Annotated in this window: 19 protein-coding genes; 13 read left to right on the top strand and 6 right to left on the bottom strand. The window is 77.0% G+C overall.

Annotation, left to right across the window (positions count from 1 at the left end; translation table 11 throughout):
* Positions 1–49 precede the first annotated feature (49 nt).
* The 5 genes from ACI79F_RS07770 to ACI79F_RS07790 all read left to right on the top strand — a co-directional run bounded on the left by ACI79F_RS07770 (position 50) and on the right by ACI79F_RS07790 (position 3,401).
* On the top strand, positions 50–673 hold the full coding sequence (locus ACI79F_RS07770; protein WP_456544590.1) for a DUF6758 family protein: 624 nt from the start codon (positions 50–52) through the stop codon (positions 671–673).
* A 138-nt stretch (positions 674–811) separates the two neighbouring features.
* Positions 812–970 (top strand): hypothetical protein, encoded by a 159-nt coding sequence (locus ACI79F_RS07775; protein ID WP_456544589.1) that lies wholly within the window; start codon positions 812–814, stop codon positions 968–970.
* Between the two features lie 6 nt (positions 971–976).
* Positions 977–1,600 carry a PH domain-containing protein gene (locus ACI79F_RS07780; protein WP_456544588.1) on the top strand — a complete coding sequence of 208 codons (624 nt, stop codon included), beginning with the start codon at positions 977–979 and terminating at the stop codon, positions 1,598–1,600.
* Between the two features lie 47 nt (positions 1,601–1,647).
* Complete coding sequence (locus ACI79F_RS07785; RefSeq protein ID WP_456544587.1) at positions 1,648–2,505, top strand: PHP domain-containing protein; 858 nt, start codon at positions 1,648–1,650, stop codon at positions 2,503–2,505.
* 38 nt (positions 2,506–2,543) lie between these two features.
* On the top strand, positions 2,544–3,401 hold the full coding sequence (locus tag ACI79F_RS07790) for a RecB family exonuclease (protein WP_456544586.1): 858 nt from the start codon (positions 2,544–2,546) through the stop codon (positions 3,399–3,401).
* On the opposite strand, the gene ACI79F_RS07795 is transcribed toward ACI79F_RS07790, so the two are convergent.
* The 4 genes from ACI79F_RS07795 to ACI79F_RS07810 all read right to left on the bottom strand — a co-directional run bounded on the left by ACI79F_RS07795 (position 3,391) and on the right by ACI79F_RS07810 (position 8,393).
* Positions 3,391–4,269 (bottom strand): oxygenase MpaB family protein, encoded by an 879-nt coding sequence (locus ACI79F_RS07795; RefSeq protein WP_456544585.1) that lies wholly within the window; start codon positions 4,267–4,269, stop codon positions 3,391–3,393. The two genes, ACI79F_RS07790 and ACI79F_RS07795, sit on opposite strands and share 11 nt — an antisense overlap.
* Entirely contained in the window at positions 4,266–5,231 is a 966-nt protein-coding gene (locus ACI79F_RS07800) for an alpha/beta fold hydrolase (protein WP_456544584.1), read from the bottom strand. Before ACI79F_RS07800 ends, ACI79F_RS07795 begins: the two co-directional genes overlap by 4 nt.
* Before the next feature lie 58 nt (positions 5,232–5,289).
* Positions 5,290–6,381 carry an outer membrane protein assembly factor BamB family protein gene (locus ACI79F_RS07805; protein ID WP_456544583.1) on the bottom strand — a complete coding sequence of 364 codons (1,092 nt, stop codon included), beginning with the start codon at positions 6,379–6,381 and terminating at the stop codon, positions 5,290–5,292.
* Positions 6,382–6,506: 125 nt separating this feature from the next.
* Positions 6,507–8,393 carry a DEAD/DEAH box helicase gene (locus tag ACI79F_RS07810; protein ID WP_456544582.1) on the bottom strand — a complete coding sequence of 629 codons (1,887 nt, stop codon included), beginning with the start codon at positions 8,391–8,393 and terminating at the stop codon, positions 6,507–6,509.
* Between the two features lie 146 nt (positions 8,394–8,539).
* Between ACI79F_RS07810 and ACI79F_RS07815 the strand changes: the two genes are divergently transcribed.
* Together ACI79F_RS07815 and ACI79F_RS07820 are read left to right on the top strand one after the other, a co-directional pair.
* The gene (locus tag ACI79F_RS07815) at positions 8,540–9,190 is read left to right on the top strand and encodes a ferritin-like fold-containing protein (RefSeq protein ID WP_456544581.1); all 651 of its coding nucleotides are present in this window, start codon (positions 8,540–8,542) and stop codon (positions 9,188–9,190) included.
* Positions 9,191–9,225: 35 nt separating this feature from the next.
* Positions 9,226–10,062, top strand: a complete 837-nt coding sequence (locus ACI79F_RS07820) for a glycerophosphodiester phosphodiesterase (protein WP_456544580.1) — start codon at positions 9,226–9,228, stop codon at positions 10,060–10,062.
* A gap of 81 nt (positions 10,063–10,143) precedes the next feature.
* On the opposite strand, the gene ACI79F_RS07825 is transcribed toward ACI79F_RS07820, so the two are convergent.
* Positions 10,144–10,380, bottom strand: coding sequence for a DUF3107 domain-containing protein (locus ACI79F_RS07825; RefSeq protein ID WP_456544579.1), 237 nt, complete (start codon positions 10,378–10,380; stop codon positions 10,144–10,146).
* A gap of 97 nt (positions 10,381–10,477) precedes the next feature.
* Positions 10,478–11,125 (bottom strand): TetR/AcrR family transcriptional regulator, encoded by a 648-nt coding sequence (locus ACI79F_RS07830; RefSeq protein ID WP_456544578.1) that lies wholly within the window; start codon positions 11,123–11,125, stop codon positions 10,478–10,480.
* A 69-nt stretch (positions 11,126–11,194) separates the two neighbouring features.
* Here ACI79F_RS07830 and ACI79F_RS07835 point away from each other — a divergent pair, with 69 nt between their 5' ends.
* The 6 genes from ACI79F_RS07835 (at position 11,195) to ACI79F_RS07860 (ending at position 16,623) form a co-directional block, all read left to right on the top strand.
* A complete protein-coding gene (locus ACI79F_RS07835; protein WP_456544577.1) occupies positions 11,195–12,208 on the top strand; it encodes an alpha/beta fold hydrolase in 1,014 nt (337 codons plus the stop codon).
* Between the two features lie 333 nt (positions 12,209–12,541).
* On the top strand, positions 12,542–13,474 hold the full coding sequence (locus ACI79F_RS07840) for a DUF3152 domain-containing protein (RefSeq protein ID WP_456544576.1): 933 nt from the start codon (positions 12,542–12,544) through the stop codon (positions 13,472–13,474).
* Positions 13,475–13,642: 168 nt separating this feature from the next.
* Positions 13,643–14,803, top strand: coding sequence for an adenylyltransferase/sulfurtransferase MoeZ (gene moeZ / locus ACI79F_RS07845; RefSeq protein ID WP_456544575.1), 1,161 nt, complete (start codon positions 13,643–13,645; stop codon positions 14,801–14,803).
* Positions 14,804–14,880: 77 nt separating this feature from the next.
* A complete protein-coding gene (locus tag ACI79F_RS07850; RefSeq protein WP_456544574.1) occupies positions 14,881–15,456 on the top strand; it encodes a TIGR03086 family metal-binding protein in 576 nt (191 codons plus the stop codon).
* Between the two features lie 4 nt (positions 15,457–15,460).
* Positions 15,461–15,781 carry an MGMT family protein gene (locus ACI79F_RS07855; protein ID WP_456544573.1) on the top strand — a complete coding sequence of 107 codons (321 nt, stop codon included), beginning with the start codon at positions 15,461–15,463 and terminating at the stop codon, positions 15,779–15,781.
* Positions 15,782–15,873: 92 nt separating this feature from the next.
* On the top strand, positions 15,874–16,623 hold the full coding sequence (locus tag ACI79F_RS07860) for a biosynthetic peptidoglycan transglycosylase (RefSeq protein ID WP_456544572.1): 750 nt from the start codon (positions 15,874–15,876) through the stop codon (positions 16,621–16,623).
* Positions 16,624–16,663: the final 40 nt, after the last annotated feature.

The following is a 16,663-nucleotide window of genomic DNA, read 5'->3' on the forward strand; positions in this document are numbered from 1 at the left end:
CGGCCCGCTGCGCTTGACGAACCCCCACGGCCACAGGACGGTAACGACGATGAGTGCCTCCCCGGTCTGCCCCCGCTGCGGCGAGCGCCTCGCCGTCCGCCCCGGGGACTCCGCGCAGGCGTGGTGCCACGTCCACGGGGCGGTCACCCCGCTGCACCACACGGTGCTCATCGCGCACGACGCCATCGCGGCGGTGACCGCCGACGCCCGGGTCCCCGCGTGGGTGCCCGACCCCATGCCGCCGGGCTGGACGGTGACCGGGATGGCGTGGGGCGGGGAGCCGGGGGCGCGCGCGATCGTCGTCGACTGCTCCGGCCCGGCGCCGCTGGGCGGGACGGCGGAGCTGGTGCTCGTCGCCGAGGAGCCGGGCACCGGCGTCGGCTGCGGCTACGCGGGCCTGCCGGGCCCCGACCCCGGCGACGTCTTCACCGGCCCCTCCTCGGCGACGGTCAAGGCGGCCGGCCAGCACGCCCCCCTGTGGGCCGTGCCCACCAGCGACGACCGCGCGGCGTTCGTCGGCGAGTCCTTCGGCGTGTGGCTCTGGCTGGTCATGTGGCCGATGTCCGCGGCCTGGCTGCTGGCCGAGCAGCTCGAGCTGCTGGACCTGCGCGACCGGGTGTACCCGGACCTGCCGCTGGGCCCGCCCAGCGAGCACCTGCTGCCCGGCCGGTAGGGGACCGCAGCGCCTCGGAACCCGGCGGCGTGTCACCCCAGGGGGCAGGTGGGACCCGTGTTACCCATGGGGAGGCCCGCCCCGGGCCAACCCGGCGGGCGAGTCCGGCCGGTGCGCTGAGCACGCCGCGGAGGTTGCGTGAACCTCAAGAAGATCATCACCTGGCTGGCCGTCGCCTTCGTCGTCTTCTACGTCATCCAGGCACCGGAGAAGTCGGCGGATATCGTCAAGAACGCCGGGGAGACCCTGGGCGACGCCGCCTCGTCGCTGGCGGAGTTCGTCGGGTCGCTGATCTAGGCCGGCGTGACCGACCCGGCCCACGACCGCCGCCCGGAGCGGTGGCGCAAGGACGCCGCCAAGTACCTGCTGCCCGGGGAGCTGCCGCCCGTCGTCGCCACCCGGCGGCACTGGGCCGTGCTCATCGTCCCCGTGCTCAAGGCGCTGCCGGTGCTCGTCCTCGGCGGCTGGCTGCTGGTGCTGGACCCGCGCAACGAGCTCACCAGCACCGCGGGCCTGCTCGTGGTCGCCGCCGCGCTGGTCTTCCTCGCCCTGCGTGCCGGCGAGTGGTGGATGCGCCACTTCATCGTCACCAACCGCCGCGTGCTGCTGACCAGCGGCATCGTCGTCCGCACCGTCGCGCTGCTGCCGCTGCGCCGGATCACCGACCTGACCTGGAAGGAGACCCTGCTCGGCCAGCTGCTGGGCTACGGCACCTTCCGGTTCGAGTCGGCCGGCCAGCAGCAGGCGCTGTCGGAGATCACCTACCTGCCCGCGGCCGACGTGCTCTACCGGCGGGTCAGCCAGCTGCTGTTCGGCGAGGACGGACTGGTGGACGGCGACGACGAGGGCAGCGTCGAGCCCGTCGTCCCGCACTCCGCCGGCCGGCGGGACACCCAGCCCATCCCGCGGCCCCCGCAGACGCCCTGAGCGGCCACCCGGACGCGGCGCAGCCCCGTACGGCAGGCTGACCGGCGATGCTGATCGACCTGCACACCCACTCCTCGGTGTCCGACGGCACCGAGTCACCCGCCGAGCTGCTGGCCACCGCCCGCGACGCCGGGCTCGACGTCGTCGCCCTCACCGACCACGACACCACCGGCGGCTGGGCGGCCGCCGAGGGATCACGTCCGCGCGGGCTGACCGTCGTCCCGGGGATGGAGCTGTCCTGCCGCTGGACCCGGGCGGCCGGCAACCCGATCAGCCTGCACCTGCTGGCCTACCTGTTCGACCCCGGCCACCCGGGCCTGGCCGCCGAGCGGGCCCGGCTGCGGGAGGAGCGGCTCGGCCGCGGCGAGCGGATCGTCGCCGCGCTGGCCGGGGCCGGGTACCCGGTGGAGTGGGAGCGGATCGTCGCGGCGTCCGGCGGCGGGGTGGTGGGCCGCCCGCACGTCGCCCGCGCGCTGGTCGACGCCGGCGTCGTCGGCTCGGTCGACGAGGCCTTCGCCGACCTGCTGCACCACCGCAGTCCGTACTACGTGGCCAAGGCCGACACCGACGTCCTCGACGGCATCCGGCTGGTCCGCGCGGCCGGCGGGGTGCCCGTCTTCGCGCACGGCCTGGCCACCAAGCGCGGCCGGGTGGTGGACGACGACGCGATCGCCGCGATGGCCGAGGCGGGCCTGCTCGGCCTCGAGGTCGACCACCCCGATCACAGCGACGAGGAGCGGGCCCACCTGCGCGGGCTGGCCGCCGAGCTCGGGCTGCTGACCACCGGCTCCAGCGACTACCACGGCAGCAACAAGACGACGCCGATCGCCGCCTGCACCACCGCGCCGGACCAGCTGGAGGCCTTGCTGGCGGCCGGCACCGGCAGCGCGCCGTTCACCGACTGAGGCCCGGATCGTCGGTACCGGCGGTTAGCGTGGGACGCATGGCGAGCGCACAGCTGGAGATGCCCGGCATGCCGCGCCGGCTCTTCCCCGCCACCCCCAGCAAGCTGGCCACGTTCACCGACTGCCCGCGCCGCTACCGGCACGCCTACCTCGACCGGCCCACGCCGCCCAAGGGCCCGGCGTGGGCGCACAACTCCGTCGGCTCGGCGGTGCACGCCGCGCTGCGGTCGTGGTGGGAGCTGCCGGTCCGGGAGCGGACGCCGGCCGCCGCGCGGCAGCTGCTGTACGGCGTCTGGTCGCCGGCCGGCTTCCGCGACGCCGAGCAGTCCGCGCGGTGGCGGACGCGGGCGGCGGGCTGGCTGACCGACTACGTGACCGGCCTCGACCCGGCCGAGGAGCCGGTCGGCACCGAGCGCCAGGTCGCGGCCACCACCGAGCGGCTGGCGCTGTCCGGCCGGGTGGACCGCATCGACCAGCGCGGCGACGAGCTGGTGGTCGTCGACTACAAGACCGGCCGGGTGCCCAGCACCGACGACGAGGCCCGCGGCTCGGCCGCGCTGGCCGCCTACGTGCTCGGCGTCCGCCGCACCCTGCGCCGGGCCTGCAGCCGCGTCGAGCTGCACCACCTGCCCTCGGGCACGGTCGCCGCCTTCGAGCACACCGACCGCTCGCTGGCCAACCACGTGCGCCGCGCGGAGGACACCGCCGAGGACATCGAGCGGGCCACCGAGGCGCTGCGCGCCGGGGAGGACGCCGACGCCGCGTTCCCCGCCGTCCCGGGCCGGCAGTGCGGCTGGTGCGACTTCCGGTCCAGCTGCGCGCCCGGCCGCGCCGTCGGGCCCCAGCCGCAGACCTGGGCGTTCCTGGCCGAGGAGGAGCCCGCCGCTACGCCGTGATCCGGACCGCCGACGCCGTCCGCTCGAACCCGCCGCGCACGATCGGCGACTGCCGCACCCGCACCGGCAGCGCGAGCAGCCCCTGGCGGAAGGCCCGCAGCGCCCCGGTGGCCGCGGCGTCGGTCAGCCCGAGTCCCGGCATCGAGAACAGCTGGCGGGCCCACGGCGGCAGCAGCGCGAAGCCCAGCGCGGCCAGCCCACCCCACGCCGGCCGGGCCGGGGTGAGCAGCTGCACCCACGTGGGCATCGGCGGCAGGAGCAGCAGCCGGACGGCGTCGCGGGCGGCCGCCGTGGCCGCCAGCGTCGGCCGAACCTCGGCGAAGTACGCGTCCAGCGCGGCCGCGGTGCGCGGCACGGCGTCCTCCGGCACGCCGACCAGCGTGGCCGCGGTGACCTGCTCGGCGACGTAGCGGTCGGCGTCGCCGGCGGTCAGCGGCACCCCGGCGCGGCGCGCGGTCGACAGCAGCGACTCCACCTCGCAGTTGTGCACCCACAGCAGCAGGTCGGGGTCGTCGACGCGGTAGGCCCGGCCGCTGCCCTGCTCGACGCCGCCGAGCCGGGAGTGCAGCCCCCGCACCCGCGCCACCGCGCGGCGGGCCTGGGTGCGGGTGCCGAAGGTGAGCGTCTCGACGTACTGGCCGGTGCGCACCAGCCGCTGCCACGGCTCGTCGCGGAAGGCGGCGGAGTTGCGGGCGACGCCGTCCATCGCGACCGGGTGCAGCGCCTGCAGCATGAGCGCGCGCAGCCCGCCGACGGAGTAGCTGGGGTCGGCGTGCACCCGCCACGTGACGCTGTCGGGGCCGAAGAAGCCGGCGAGGTCCTCCTCCGGCGTCCAGTCGTCCGGCCCGGGCAGCCGGCCGCGGGTCACGGGCGCCCCGCGGTCGCGGTGTCGGAGTCCCCGGCGGCGCCCTCGTCGGCGGGGGAGACCGACACCGACGACCAGAAGTCCAGCAGCACGGCGAGGGTCTCCGGCGGGTTCTCGACGGCCGGCGAGTGGATCGCGCGGGGGATCACCGCGTGGCGGGCGCCCAGGCGCGTGGCCATGTCGGCCTGCGCGGCCGGGGTCCACGCGTCGTCGGCGACGCCGTGGGCGACCAGCACCGGCATGCCGGTGGCGGCGAGCTCGGCGACCCGGTCGGGCTCGGAGGTCATCGCGTCGGCCATCCCGCGCAGCCCGGCCGCGCTGTTGGCCAGGAAGCGCCGGGCGTAGAACTCCCGGGTCGGCGCCGGCACCGCCTGCGCCTTGGGATCGGTCATCGCCAGCTGCTCGAGGGTCTCGTGCACCAGCGGCACGCCGCCGGCGGCCAGCAGCGGACCGAGGTGGTCCAGCAGCTCGGCCCGCGGGCCGACCAGCCGCGACGGCCCCGAGCCCAGCAGGGTCAGCGAGCGGAACGCCGCCGGGTCGGCGAGGACGGCGGCGCGGGCCACCAGGCCGCCGAAGCTGTGCCCGAGCAGGTGCGGGACGCCGGTCTCGCCGGCCAGCACCCGGGCCACCGCCAGGAGGTCGCCGGCCAGCTCGGCCACCGAGTAGCGCGCCGGGTCGTCCGGGCCGGGGGACTCGAACTGCCCGCGCTGGTCGACCGCGACCACCCGGTACCCGGCGTCGGTCAGCGGGGCCAGCAGCGGCGCGAAGTCCTCCTTGCTGCCGGTGTAGCCGGCGACCATCAGCACGGTGCCGCGCTCGCCGGGCCCACCGGAGTCGAGGGCGGCCAGCGGCCCGGCGCCGCCGGCGAAGGTGCGCGCCGCGGCGTCGTGCCGGGCCAGCTGGCGCAGGTCGTCGGGGGCGATGGCGAGGGTGGTGCGGTCGTCGGGGCCGCCGGGCATGACCATGACCCCAGTGAACCCCCCGGCGGCGCCCGCCGCCGGTCCGCCCCCCGTCGTCGGGTGGTCAGCGGTAGCCGAGCACCCGGTCGGGCAGCCGGTACACCACGACCGGCCCGGCGGTGGCCGCGGTGCCGCCGGCCGGGACGTCGCCGTCCACCGTGCTGCGGCCGGTCTCCTCGCCGGTGCGCAGGTCGCGGGAGACGAACGCGCCGTCCTCCGGCACGAGCACCGGGGGGCTGATCGCGTCCAGGGCCTTGTCGGCGCTGACGGCCGGCAGCCCGCGGGCCGGCCGCGACCACAGCAGCCGACCCGCGGCCGGGTCGAGCGCGAGGACGGTGCCGCGCGCCCACACGAGCACCGCGGTGGCGCCCTCGACGGCCGCGGGGGGCGCGTCGTCCGGGCCGGGGGCGGGCAGGGCGACGGCGGGCAGCGGGTCGCCGGTCGCGCCCTGGAAGACCAGCAGCTCGTCGCCGCTGACCACGCCGACCAGCCGGCCCACGCCGGCGAGGGTCAGGGCGCCGTCGCCGGGCTGCGGCACGTCGCGGCTCCACAGCGGATCGCCGGCGCCGCGCTCCAGGCCGCGCAGCCGCGCCGTCCCGTCGCAGGACTCCAGCAGGACGACGGCGGCGCTGCCGACGTCCCCCGCCTCGATCCGGCAGCCCTCGGAGGCGTCGGCGCGCCAGCGCAGGGTGTCGCTGGCCGGGTCGACGACCACCACGCCAGTCGGCGCGGTCGCCAGCACCATGCCCGGGGAGCTGCTCAGCGTGATGTCGGGGCGCAGGCTCAGGTTGCGGGTCCACTGCCGCACGCCGGTGCCGGCGTCCAGGGCGACGGCCTCGTCGCAGCGGCCGGCCGTGGCGAACACCGCGACCGCCCGGCCGTCCACGGCGGTGAGGTCGCACAGCCGGGCGTTGGACCGGGTGTAGTGCCAGGCCTCCTCGCCGGTGACCGCGTCGAGCGCGCGGACGCCGTGCGCCTCGCCGACGAGGACGCGGCCGGCCTGCACGAGCGCCTCCGGGAGCGGTCCGCCCTCGGCGCTCCAGGCGGCGGAGACGGCACCGGCCGGCGCCCCCTCGGGGACGTCGGCCGGTGCGGCGGTCGTGCTCTCGGTGGCCGCGGCGTCCGAGCCGCGCCACAGCAGTGCGGCCACGACCACCAGGGCGACGGTGGCCGCGGTCCACACCCAGACCCGCAGCGGCGGACGCCGGGAGATCCTGGAACGTCCACCCTCCAGGGGCCCGCGCCGAGCGTGCGAGGCGTGGGGAGGAGGGTGGTCCTCCATCAGGCGGCGGACTCGGAGCCGCCGCCCGAGCCGCCGCGGCCGGAGCCGCCCCGGCGGCGGCGACGACGCCGCGGCTTGGTCGCGCCCTCACCGGACGCCTCGGGCGCGCCGCCGGAGGCGTCGGGGGAGCCGGTCGCCTCCTCGGCGGACGGCTGCGGGGTGTCGCCCGCGACCGCCCCGGCCGCGGCGCCGCCGCCGCGGGTGCGGCGGCGCGGCCGGCTCGTGCGGGCGCCGGCGGGACGCTCGGGGGCCTCGGCGGCGCCGTCGGCGGAGCCGCCGTCACGGCCCGGGCCGCGGCCGCCGGAGCGGGTGCGCTTGCCGGTCTCGCCGAGGTCCTCGAGGGTCTCGGCGTCCAGGCCCTCGCGGGTGCGCTGCGAGCGGGGGAGGCGGCCGGTGGCGCCCTCGGGCACGTCCAGGTCGCTGTAGACCCACGGCGAGGTGGAGTAGGTCTCCGGCGGGTCGGTGAAGTCGAGGTCCAGCGCCTTGTTGATCAGCTGCCAGCGCGGGATGTCGTCCCAGTCGACGAGCGTGACGGCGACGCCGGTGCTGCCGGCGCGGCCGGTGCGGCCGATCCGGTGCACGTAGGTCTTCTCGTCCTCGGGGCACTGGTAGTTCACGACGTGGCTGACGCCGGTGACGTCGATGCCGCGGGCGGCGACGTCGGTGGCGACCAGCACGTCCACCTTGCCGCTGCGGAACGCGCGCAGCGCCTGCTCGCGGGCGCCCTGGCCGAGGTCGCCGTGCACGGCGGCCGCGGCGAAGCCGCGCTCGACCAGCTCGTCGGCGACCTTCTGCGCGGTGCGCTTGGTGCGGCAGAACACCATCACCAGGCCGCGGTCGCGGGCCTGCAGCACGCGGGCCAGCAGCTCGGGCTTGTCCAGGTTGTGCGCCCGGTAGACGAACTGCGTCGTCTGCGGGACGGTGCTGCCCTCGTCGTTGCCGTGCGCCCGGATGTGCGTCGGCTGGGTCATGAACGACCGGGACAGCGTCACGATCGGCCCGGGCATCGTGGCCGAGAACAGCATGGTCTGCCGCTGCTCGGGGACCATCGCCAGGATCCGCTCGATGTCGGGCAGGAAGCCCAGGTCGAGCATCTCGTCGGCCTCGTCGAGGACCAGCACGCGGACCTTGCCCAGGATCAGGTGGCCCTGCTGGGCGAGGTCCAGCAGCCGGCCCGGGGTGCCGACGACGACCTCGACACCGGACTGCAGCGCCTCCACCTGCGGCTCGAACGCGCGGCCGCCGTAGATGGCCTGCACGCGGATGCCGCGGCGGGTGCCGGCGGCGGCGAGGTCGCGGGCGACCTGCACGCACAGCTCACGGGTGGGGACGACGACCAGCGCCTGCGGGACGCCGTCGCCGCCCTCGGCCGGCGGGACGACGCGCTGCAGCAGCGGGACGCCGAAGCCGAGGGTCTTGCCGGTGCCGGTGCGGGCCTGGCCGATGAGGTCGTTGCCGGCCAGCGCCAGGGGGAGGGTGAGCTCCTGGATGGCGAACGTGCGGGTGATCCCGACGTCGGCCAGCGCGGCGACGATGTCGGGGTGCACGTCGAAGTCGCTGAACAGCGGGCTGTCGGGGGCGACCGGCGCGCCGCCGAGCTCCTCGACGGTCTGCTCGATCTGCTCCGGTGCCGGCGCGCCGGTCTCGGCGTGCTCGAGCTCGGGGGTGGTGGGGGTGCTGTCGGTGGAGGTCAGTGCTCTCGCCTCGGTCTGCTGGGGGAGCGGGCACCGGCACGACGGTGTCGTCGCTGCGGTCCGCTCCGCGGTCGGTTGTCGCGGATCTCTCTCCAGCGCCGACGCGGCCAGCGGACCGGGCGTGGCCCTGCGGGGGCCGCCCGGGAGACTTCCCCGAGGGCCCGGTGGGGGCCGGCTCGGGGCGTCGTCCAAGACGTGTCAGCGCACGTGGATCAGGCGGGCGGAGGAGCCCACCGACCCCCATGTTAGCGCGCGGGGCGGTTAGCCTCCCTCCCGCAGCGTGTCGGGTCCCCCTCCGGGGGGCACGCCCGGCCGCTCCCGCCGACCCGAGGAGCCGCGTGACCACGGTGGAGACCCGCGCCGTCGTCGACCTGCTGGGCGCGCTCGCCTACGCCGAGCTGACCGCCTTCGACCGCCTGGCCGAGGACGCCCGGCTGGCTCCCACGCTGTCCGGGCACGCCGCGCTGGCCCGCATGGCCGCGGCGGAGCTCGCCCACCACGGGCGGCTCACCGAGCGGCTGGTCGAGCTCGGCGCCGACCCGGCCGAGGCGATGACCCCGTTCGTGGCCGCGCTCGACGCCTTCCACGCCAGCACCCGGCCGCGGACCTGGCTGGAGGGCCTGGTCAAGGCCTACGTCGGCGACGGGCTGGCGGCCGACTTCTACCGCGAGGTCGCCGCCTTCCTCCCGGAGCCGGACCGCGGGCTGATCCTGGAGGTCATGGCCGACACCGGGCACGCGGACTTCGCCGTCCGCGAGGTCCGCGCGGCGATCGCGACCAACCAGAAGGTGGCCGGCCGGCTGGCGCTGTGGGGCCGGCGGCTGGTCGGGGAGGCGATCACCCAGTCGCAGGCCGTCATCGCCGAACGGGACGAGCTCGCCCGGCTGATCATGGCGGGCACCGGCGACCTGTCCGGGATCGGCCGCCTGATCGAGCGGATCACGAGCGCACACACCGACCGCATGCGGACGCTGGGGCTCAACCCCTGAACCGGCCGGTCCCGCCGTCCGGTGCCCGGGCACCCGTGGTCGCCGTGCGCCCGGAGCAGACGACGACCACCCGCCCGCTGCCCCTGGTGTCGGCCCATCGCGGCGGAGCCGGGTCCGACCGGGCGCGCGAGAACACGCTCGGGGCGCTGCGCGAGGCGGCCGCGATGGACTGCGAGTACGTCGAGGTCGACGTCCGCCGGTGCCGGGACGGCGTCTACGTCGTCTTCCACGACGCGCACGTCCGGGACGGCGACCGGCGGGTGCCCGTCGCGGCGCTGACGTACGACGAGTTCACCCGCCTCGCCGGCACCCCCCTGCTGCTGGACGACGCCCTCGAGGCGCTGCGCGGGCGGACCGGGGTGCACCTGGACCTGAAGTTCCTGGCCGAGCCCGAGGCCGGCGACCCGGTGCCGCCCGCGCACGAGGTCGCGCTGGTGCGGCACGTGGTCGACGTGCTGGGTGCCGGCGACGTCCTCGTCACGGGCCTGCAGGACGAGGCCGTCGCCGCAGTCCGGGCGTGGGCGCGCGAGAACTCCGTGGAGCTGCTGGTGGGCCTGTCCCTGAGCCGCGACGTCGGCCTGGGCGGGCTGGCCCGGCTCCTGACCGGCCGGCTCGGCGACGCGCTGCCCGGCCGCCGGCTGCGCGCCACCGGAGCCAACCTCGCCGTCTGCCACCGCACGGTGGCGCGGCTCTGGGGTGCGCGCTGGGCGCATCGGCACGGCCTGCCGCTGCTGGTGTGGACCGTCGACGACCCGGCCGAGCTGCGCGCCTGGCTGCGCGACGAGCGGGCCTGGCTGGTGACGACGAACCACCCGCGGCGGGCGCTGGCCCTGCGCGACGAGCTCGCCAGGAAGCGGGTGCCCGCGCCGTGACCGCCGGGGCCGCGCGGGCCCCGGACGCGCTCGGGGCGCCCTCTCCGCGGAGAGGACGCCCCGAGCGCGCCGTGTCGCGGGTCAGGCGCCGGCGATGAAGCCCACCCGGCGCTGGTCGGCCGGGGCGATCTCCACGTAGGCGATCCGGTCCACCGGGACGACGACGCGGCGGCCGCGCTCGTCCTCCAGGGTCAGCAGGCCGTCCTTCGTGCTGCCCGCCATGGCCGCGGCCACGTCGGCAGCGATCTCGTCGGGCGTCTTGGGGCTGTCGATGACCAGCTCCCGGGGGGAGTGTTGGACACCGATCTTGACTTCCACGCGGATGCCTCCTCGAGTAGCACTGCTGGCGACCACGCTAGTCCAGCCGCGGCCGGCGGGAGCCGCCGCGCGGCTGCGCCGTCAGCGAACGCCGGCGTCAGTGCGACGCGTCGCCGGACTCCACGCGGGGGAACCCGGACATCCCGCGCCAGGCCAGCGCTGACATGAACGTGACCGCCTCGTCGCGGCTGACCGAGCCCTTCCGGGCCAGCCACCAGCGGGCGCTGGTCTCGGCCAGCCCGGTCAGGCCGGAGGCCAGCAGCAGGGCGCGCTCGTCGTCGGCGCCGGTCTCGGCGCCGATCACCTCGGCGATCGCCTCGACGCAGGCGCGCGTGCCGCGGTCGACGAGCGTGCGGACGTCCTCGTCGTTGCGCAGGTCGGACTCGAAGACCAGCCGGAACGCCTCGCCCTCGGCGTCGATGAAGTCGAAGTAGGCGCCCACGGCGCCGTCGACGCGCTCGCGGTTGTCCGCGGTGCCGGCCATCGCCTGGCGCACCCGGTCGGTGAGCTCCGTGACCTGCAGCTCCAGCAGCGCCAGGTACAGCTCCCGCTTGCCGGGGAAGTGCTGGTACAGGACCGGCTTGCTGACCCCGGCCCGGTCGGCGATGTCGTCCATGGCCGCGGCGTGGAAGCCCTGGGCCACGAACACCTCCTGCGCCGCCTGCAGCAGCTGGAGGCGGCGTGCGCCCCGCGGGAGGCGCGAGGTCCGGCGGGGCGGGGCGGGTGACGGGCGCGACAGTGACATGACGCCGGGGATGTTACCGACGGGTCACTCCGGTGCGCGCCGCGACGCGGAGAGGCTTACCGTTCCCCGGTGCCCCGAGCCGCCGTCGCCGCTCCGCCGGCCCCCGCCCGGCCGTCGGAGGTCGCGCTGCCCCCGGTGGACCCCGACTCCCCGGCGTGGCCCGGCGGGCCGGTGCCGGTCCGGGGCGGCGAGGTGTTCGTCCGGTGCACCCCGTGGCGTGGCCCGGTCGACGGGACGGACGCCGGCGCGCCCCGCGAGCGCGCCGTCTACGTGCACGGCCTCGGCGGCGCCTCGACCAACTGGACCGACCTCGCCGGGCTGCTCGCCGTCCGGATGGAGGGCTGGGCCGTCGACCTGCCCGGCTTCGGCCGCAGCCACCCGCCGCGGGGCTCCTACTCCATCCGCGGGCACGTGCAGGCCGTGATCGACGTGCTGGAGCGGGTGGTCGCCGAGCCGGGGGAGGCGGCCGGCCGGCCGGTGCACCTGCTCGGCAACTCCCTGGGCGGCCTGGTGAGCCTGATCGTCGCGGCCCGCCGTCCGGACCTGGTGGCCACCCTGACCCTGGTGTCCCCGGCGATGCCGGTCTACCGGGTGCCGCGGGCGTTCAGCCCGGCCCTCCTGCTGCTGCTCGTGCCCGGCGTGCCCACGCTGGCCGAGCGCCGGCTCGCGGGGGTGACCCCCGAGCAGCAGGTGCGCGGCATGGTCGCGATGTGCTTCGGCGACCCGTCGCGGATCCCGCGGCAGCGGCTGGCGCAGGCGCTCGACGAGATGCGCGAGCGGGCCGAGCAGGCCTGGGCGCACCGGGCGCTGGCCCGCAGCATGCGCGGGCTCATGACCTCCTATCTGCGCGTGGGTGCGGCCAACGCGTGGCGGATGGCGCGGTCGCTGCGCGTGCCCACCCTCGTGGTCTGGGGGGACCGCGACCGCCTGGTCGACCCGGCGCTGGCGCCGCGGCTGGCCCGGACGGTGCCCGGTGCCCGCTTGCTGCTCCTGCCCGGGGTGGGGCACGTGGCCATGCTCGAGGCGCCGGAGGAGACCGCGCGGGCCGTCCTCGGGATGGTCGAGGACGCCGCCGCGCGCTAGCCCCGCGCGGGGCGTCGCCGACACGCCTCGCCTCCGACGCGGGCTGCCCTCACGGGGCGTGATCGTGAGAGTCTGTCGAGTGGCCGCCGACCGGCCGGCAGACCGACGATCCGCGGGAGGGGTGCCGTGGCAGCACCGCCGGCCGGGGGTCGGTCCGGGGGCCGGCGACCCGGTGCCGAGGACGCCGCCCGCCGGGCGCCGCGGGTGCCGCCGCCGGCCGGACGCCGCCCGCCGCCACCCCGGCCGCCGCTGCCGCCCCGCTCCGCCGCCGCCCGCCCGCGCGTGCCCGGTGAGGACCGCCCGGCCGCCGACCCCCGGGGGACCGGACCCCGTGTGCCCGGCCCGCGGCCCCTGGACCCCCGCGCCGCCGAGCGTCCGGCCGGGTCCCGCGCCGCGGCCGGCCCGGCCCGCACCCCGGCACGGCCGCGTGGCGGACCGCCCCCGGGACGGCTGCGCCGCTTCGTCCGCCGCCACGGGTGGCGGGCCTACGCGATCCCGCTGCTCACGATCGCGACGCTGCTGACCCTGGTCGACCTCGCCCGCGACGGGGGCACGCCGTCGCGCGCGGCGTCGGCATCCGCGTCGCCGCCGGCGTCCGCCTCGGCGTCGGCGTCGGCCGGCCCGACCGCCGACGCCGCCGTCGGCCCGGGCACGCCGGAGCCGACCGGCCCCGCCGAGGGCGAGTCCGCGCCGACCGCCACGCCGTCCGTGCCCGCGCCCACCACCTACGTCGAGCGGGGCGCCGGCACGGTCACCGTCGTCCCGGGCGCCTCGCCGGTGTACGGCACCGGACCGCTGCGCCGCTACGTCGTCGAGGTGGAGGACGGCATCGGGGTGGACGGCGCCGCCTTCGCCACCGCGGTGGAGGCGACGCTGGCCGACCCGCGCGGGTGGGGCAACGGCGGGCGGATGTCGTTCCAGCGGGTCGGCGTCGACGAGGCCGCCGCCGGGCAGTTCGACTTCAAGGTGACCCTGATCAGCCCCGGCAACATGGAGACCTACTGCCCCGGCGTGGGCACCGGCGGCTACACCTCGTGCCGGTACGGCGACCGCGCCGTCATCAACCTCGCCCGGTGGGAGACCGCCGTCCCCGACTACCAGGGCGACGTCGCCACCTACCGCCTCTACGTCGTCAACCACGAGGTCGGCCACGCGCTCGGCAACGGCCACCAGCAGTGCCCCGGCCCCGGCCAGGTCGCCCCCGTCATGCAGCAGCAGACGCTCGGCCTCGAGGGCTGCCTGAAGAACCCCTGGCCCTACCCGTGACGGCCTGAGCCGCGCGGCGGCCCGGAGAGCCGGGCCGCGGCGCGGCCGGAGCGGCGCCGGCGCGGCTCCAGCCGCCTCGCGGCGGGGGGAAGAACTGGCTCTGGGACGCTGTTGGACGAACGAACGCCGGCCCCGTGGGGCCGCTGTCCGCGAACCCGAGGAGCAAGCGTGTCCCTGCCACCGCTGGTGGAGCCCGCCGCCGAGCTGTCGATCGACGAGGTCCGCCGCTACAGCCGCCACCTGATCATCCCCGACGTCGGGATGGACGGGCAGAAGCGGCTCAAGAACGCCAAGGTGCTGGCCGTCGGCGCCGGCGGGCTGGGGTCGCCGGTGCTGATGTACCTGGCCGCCGCGGGCGTCGGCACGCTGGGCATCGTCGAGTTCGACGTCGTCGACGAGTCGAACCTGCAGCGCCAGATCATCCACGGCGCCTCCGACGTCGGCCGGTCCAAGGCCGAGAGCGCGCGGGACTCCATCAAGGAGATCAACCCCTACGTCGACGTCCGGCTGCACGAGACGCGCCTGGACAGCGACAACGTGCTGGAGATCTTCAGCCAGTACGACCTCATCGTCGACGGCACGGACAACTTCGCCACGCGCTACCTGGTCAACGACGCCTGCGTGCTCCTCGGCAAGCCCTACGTGTGGGGCTCCATCTACCGCTTCGACGGCCAGGTGTCGGTCTTCTGGGACGAGCACGGGCCCAACTACCGCGACCTGTACCCGGTGCCGCCGCCGCCCGGCATGGTGCCCAGCTGCGCCGAGGGCGGCGTGCTCGGCGTGCTCTGCGCGACCATCGGCGCCATCCAGGCCACCGAGGCGGTCAAGCTGATCACCGGCATCGGCGAGACCCTGCTCGGCCGGCTGATGGTCTACGACGCCCTGGAGATGACCTTCCGCACGATCAAGGTGCGCAAGGACCCCGAGGGCGAGCCGATCACCGGCCTCATCGACTACGAGACCTTCTGCGGCGTCGTCTCCACCGAGGCCCAGGAGGCCGCGGCCGGCTCGACGATCACCGTCGACGAGCTCAAGGACATGATGGACGCCGGCAAGGACTTCGAGCTGATCGACGTCCGGGAGCCCAACGAGTACGAGATCGTCTCGATCCCCGGCGCGACGCTGATCCCCAAGGACGAGCTGCTGTCCGGCCGGGCCCTGTCGCGGCTGCCGCAGGACAAGCCGATCGTGCTGCACTGCAAGACCGGCGTCCGCTCCGCCGAGGTGCTCGCGGCGGTCAAGAACGCCGGCTTCAAGGACGCCGTCCACGTCCAGGGCGGCGTGACCGCCTGGGCGACGCGCATCGACAAGGCGCTGCCCACCTACTGAGCGGCGCACGAAGGGCCCGGCCCCCCGCGGGGAGCCGGGCCCTTCGTCGTGTCGGCGCCGCGCGGTTGACTGGGCCCGTGCCGACCGACGCCGCGATGCTCGAGCTGTTCCAGCGCGCCCAGAACGCCTTCACCGACCGGGTCGACGCCGTGGAGGCCGGCCAGTGGGACGCCGAGGCCCTGCCCGGCTGGACCGTCGCCGACCTGGTGGCCCACCTGGTCGACGAGGCCCGCTGGATCCCCGACCTGCTGGCCGGCGACCCGGCCGACCTGGTCGAGCCCCGCTTCTCGCACGACACCGCGGCCCTGCTCGGCGACGACCCCCTCACCGCCTGGGAGACCGCCGCCGACGCCGCCCTGTCCGCGCTGGCCACCACCGACCTGGCCGGCACGGTGCACCTGTACCGCGGGCCGACGCCGGTGCGCGAGTACCTGGAGGAGCTCACCGCCGACCTCGTCGTCCACGGCTGGGACCTCGCCCGGGCGACCGGCGGGGACGAGCGGATCGACCCCGCGCTGCTGGGCGCCGCGGCCGTCCTCGGCGACCGGCTGCCCGCCGAGGGCTGGCCCGGCCTGTTCGACCCGCCGCTCGAGGCGCCGGCCGGCGCCTCCGAGCAGGCGCGGGTGCTCGCCCGGTACGGGCGCCGGGCCTGACGCGGTGCCCGCCCAGGACCGGGCGCCGGGCGCGCGGCAGGACCCGGCCGACGTCGACGAGGCGGTGTACGACGCCGTCGAGGCCATCCCGCCGGGCCGGGTGAGCACCTACGGCGCGATCGGCCGGCTGGTCGGCGTGGGCCCGCGGCGGGTGGCCCGCGCGCTGAGCTCCGGCGGGGGAGCGGTGCCCTGGTTCCGGGTGGTCCGGGCCGACGGGACGGCGGCCGAGCCGGTGCGCGCGCGGCAGCTGGAGCTGCTGGCCGGCGAGGGCGTGCCGGTGCGCGGCGGCCGGGTCGACCTGGCCGCCGTGGGCTGGCCGGACTGACCCGCCGTCCCCCCGGGGTCGGACGCCGGCGCCGGCCATGATCGTCCTCCGGGCCGACGCGCCGACCTGACCTGCGGCGATGGACTGTCGGCATGGAGCCCACCGTCCTCTCGCCGTCCCCGTCGCCCCGCCGAGTCCGGGGCGTCCGGTTGCTGCGGAGGGCCGGGGCGGCCGGCCTGGTCGGGCTGGTCCTCGCCGTCCTCGTCGGCGCCGCGGCGTGGCTGGCCACCCCCGGTGTGGGCGACGCCCGCGCGCGGGTGGACGCGCTGCTGGCCGCGCACGGCGCCCCGGCGCTGACCGGCGAGCTGCCCGATCGGGTGGCCCTGGCGGTGCTGGCCACCGAGGACAGCCGCTTCGCCGGCCACGTCGGCGTCGACTGGCGCGGCGCGCTGCGCGCCCCGTGGGGCGTGGTCACCGGCCGCGACCTGGGCGGGTCGACGCTGCCGCAGCAGCTGGCCAAGAACCTGTACGAGGACGGCGCCGACGACCCGCTGGCCCGGGCCCGGTCCGTCGTCCTGGCCGTGAAGCTCGACGCGCACTGGAGCAAGGCCGACCTGCTGCGGATGTACCTGGACGCCGCCTACCTCGGGCACGGCTTCCACGGCGTGGCCGCCGCGAGCGAGGGCTACTTCGGCCTGGCGCCGGACGAGCTGTCGTGGGCGCAGGCGACGTTGCTGGCCGGGCTGCTGCAGGCGCCCAGCGCCTACGACCCGCTGCGGCACCCCGAGCGGGCGGCCGCCCGGCAGGCGCACGTGCTGGACCGGCTGGTGGCCGTCGGGACGCTGACCCGTGCCGAGGCCGACGACGTCGCCGCCGCGCCGTGGGGGCTCGTCGCGGTCTGACGCCGCCGGACCTGCGGGTCCCCGGGACTGTCGGCGGCCC

The organism is Blastococcus sp. SYSU D00868 (assembly GCF_054050575.1).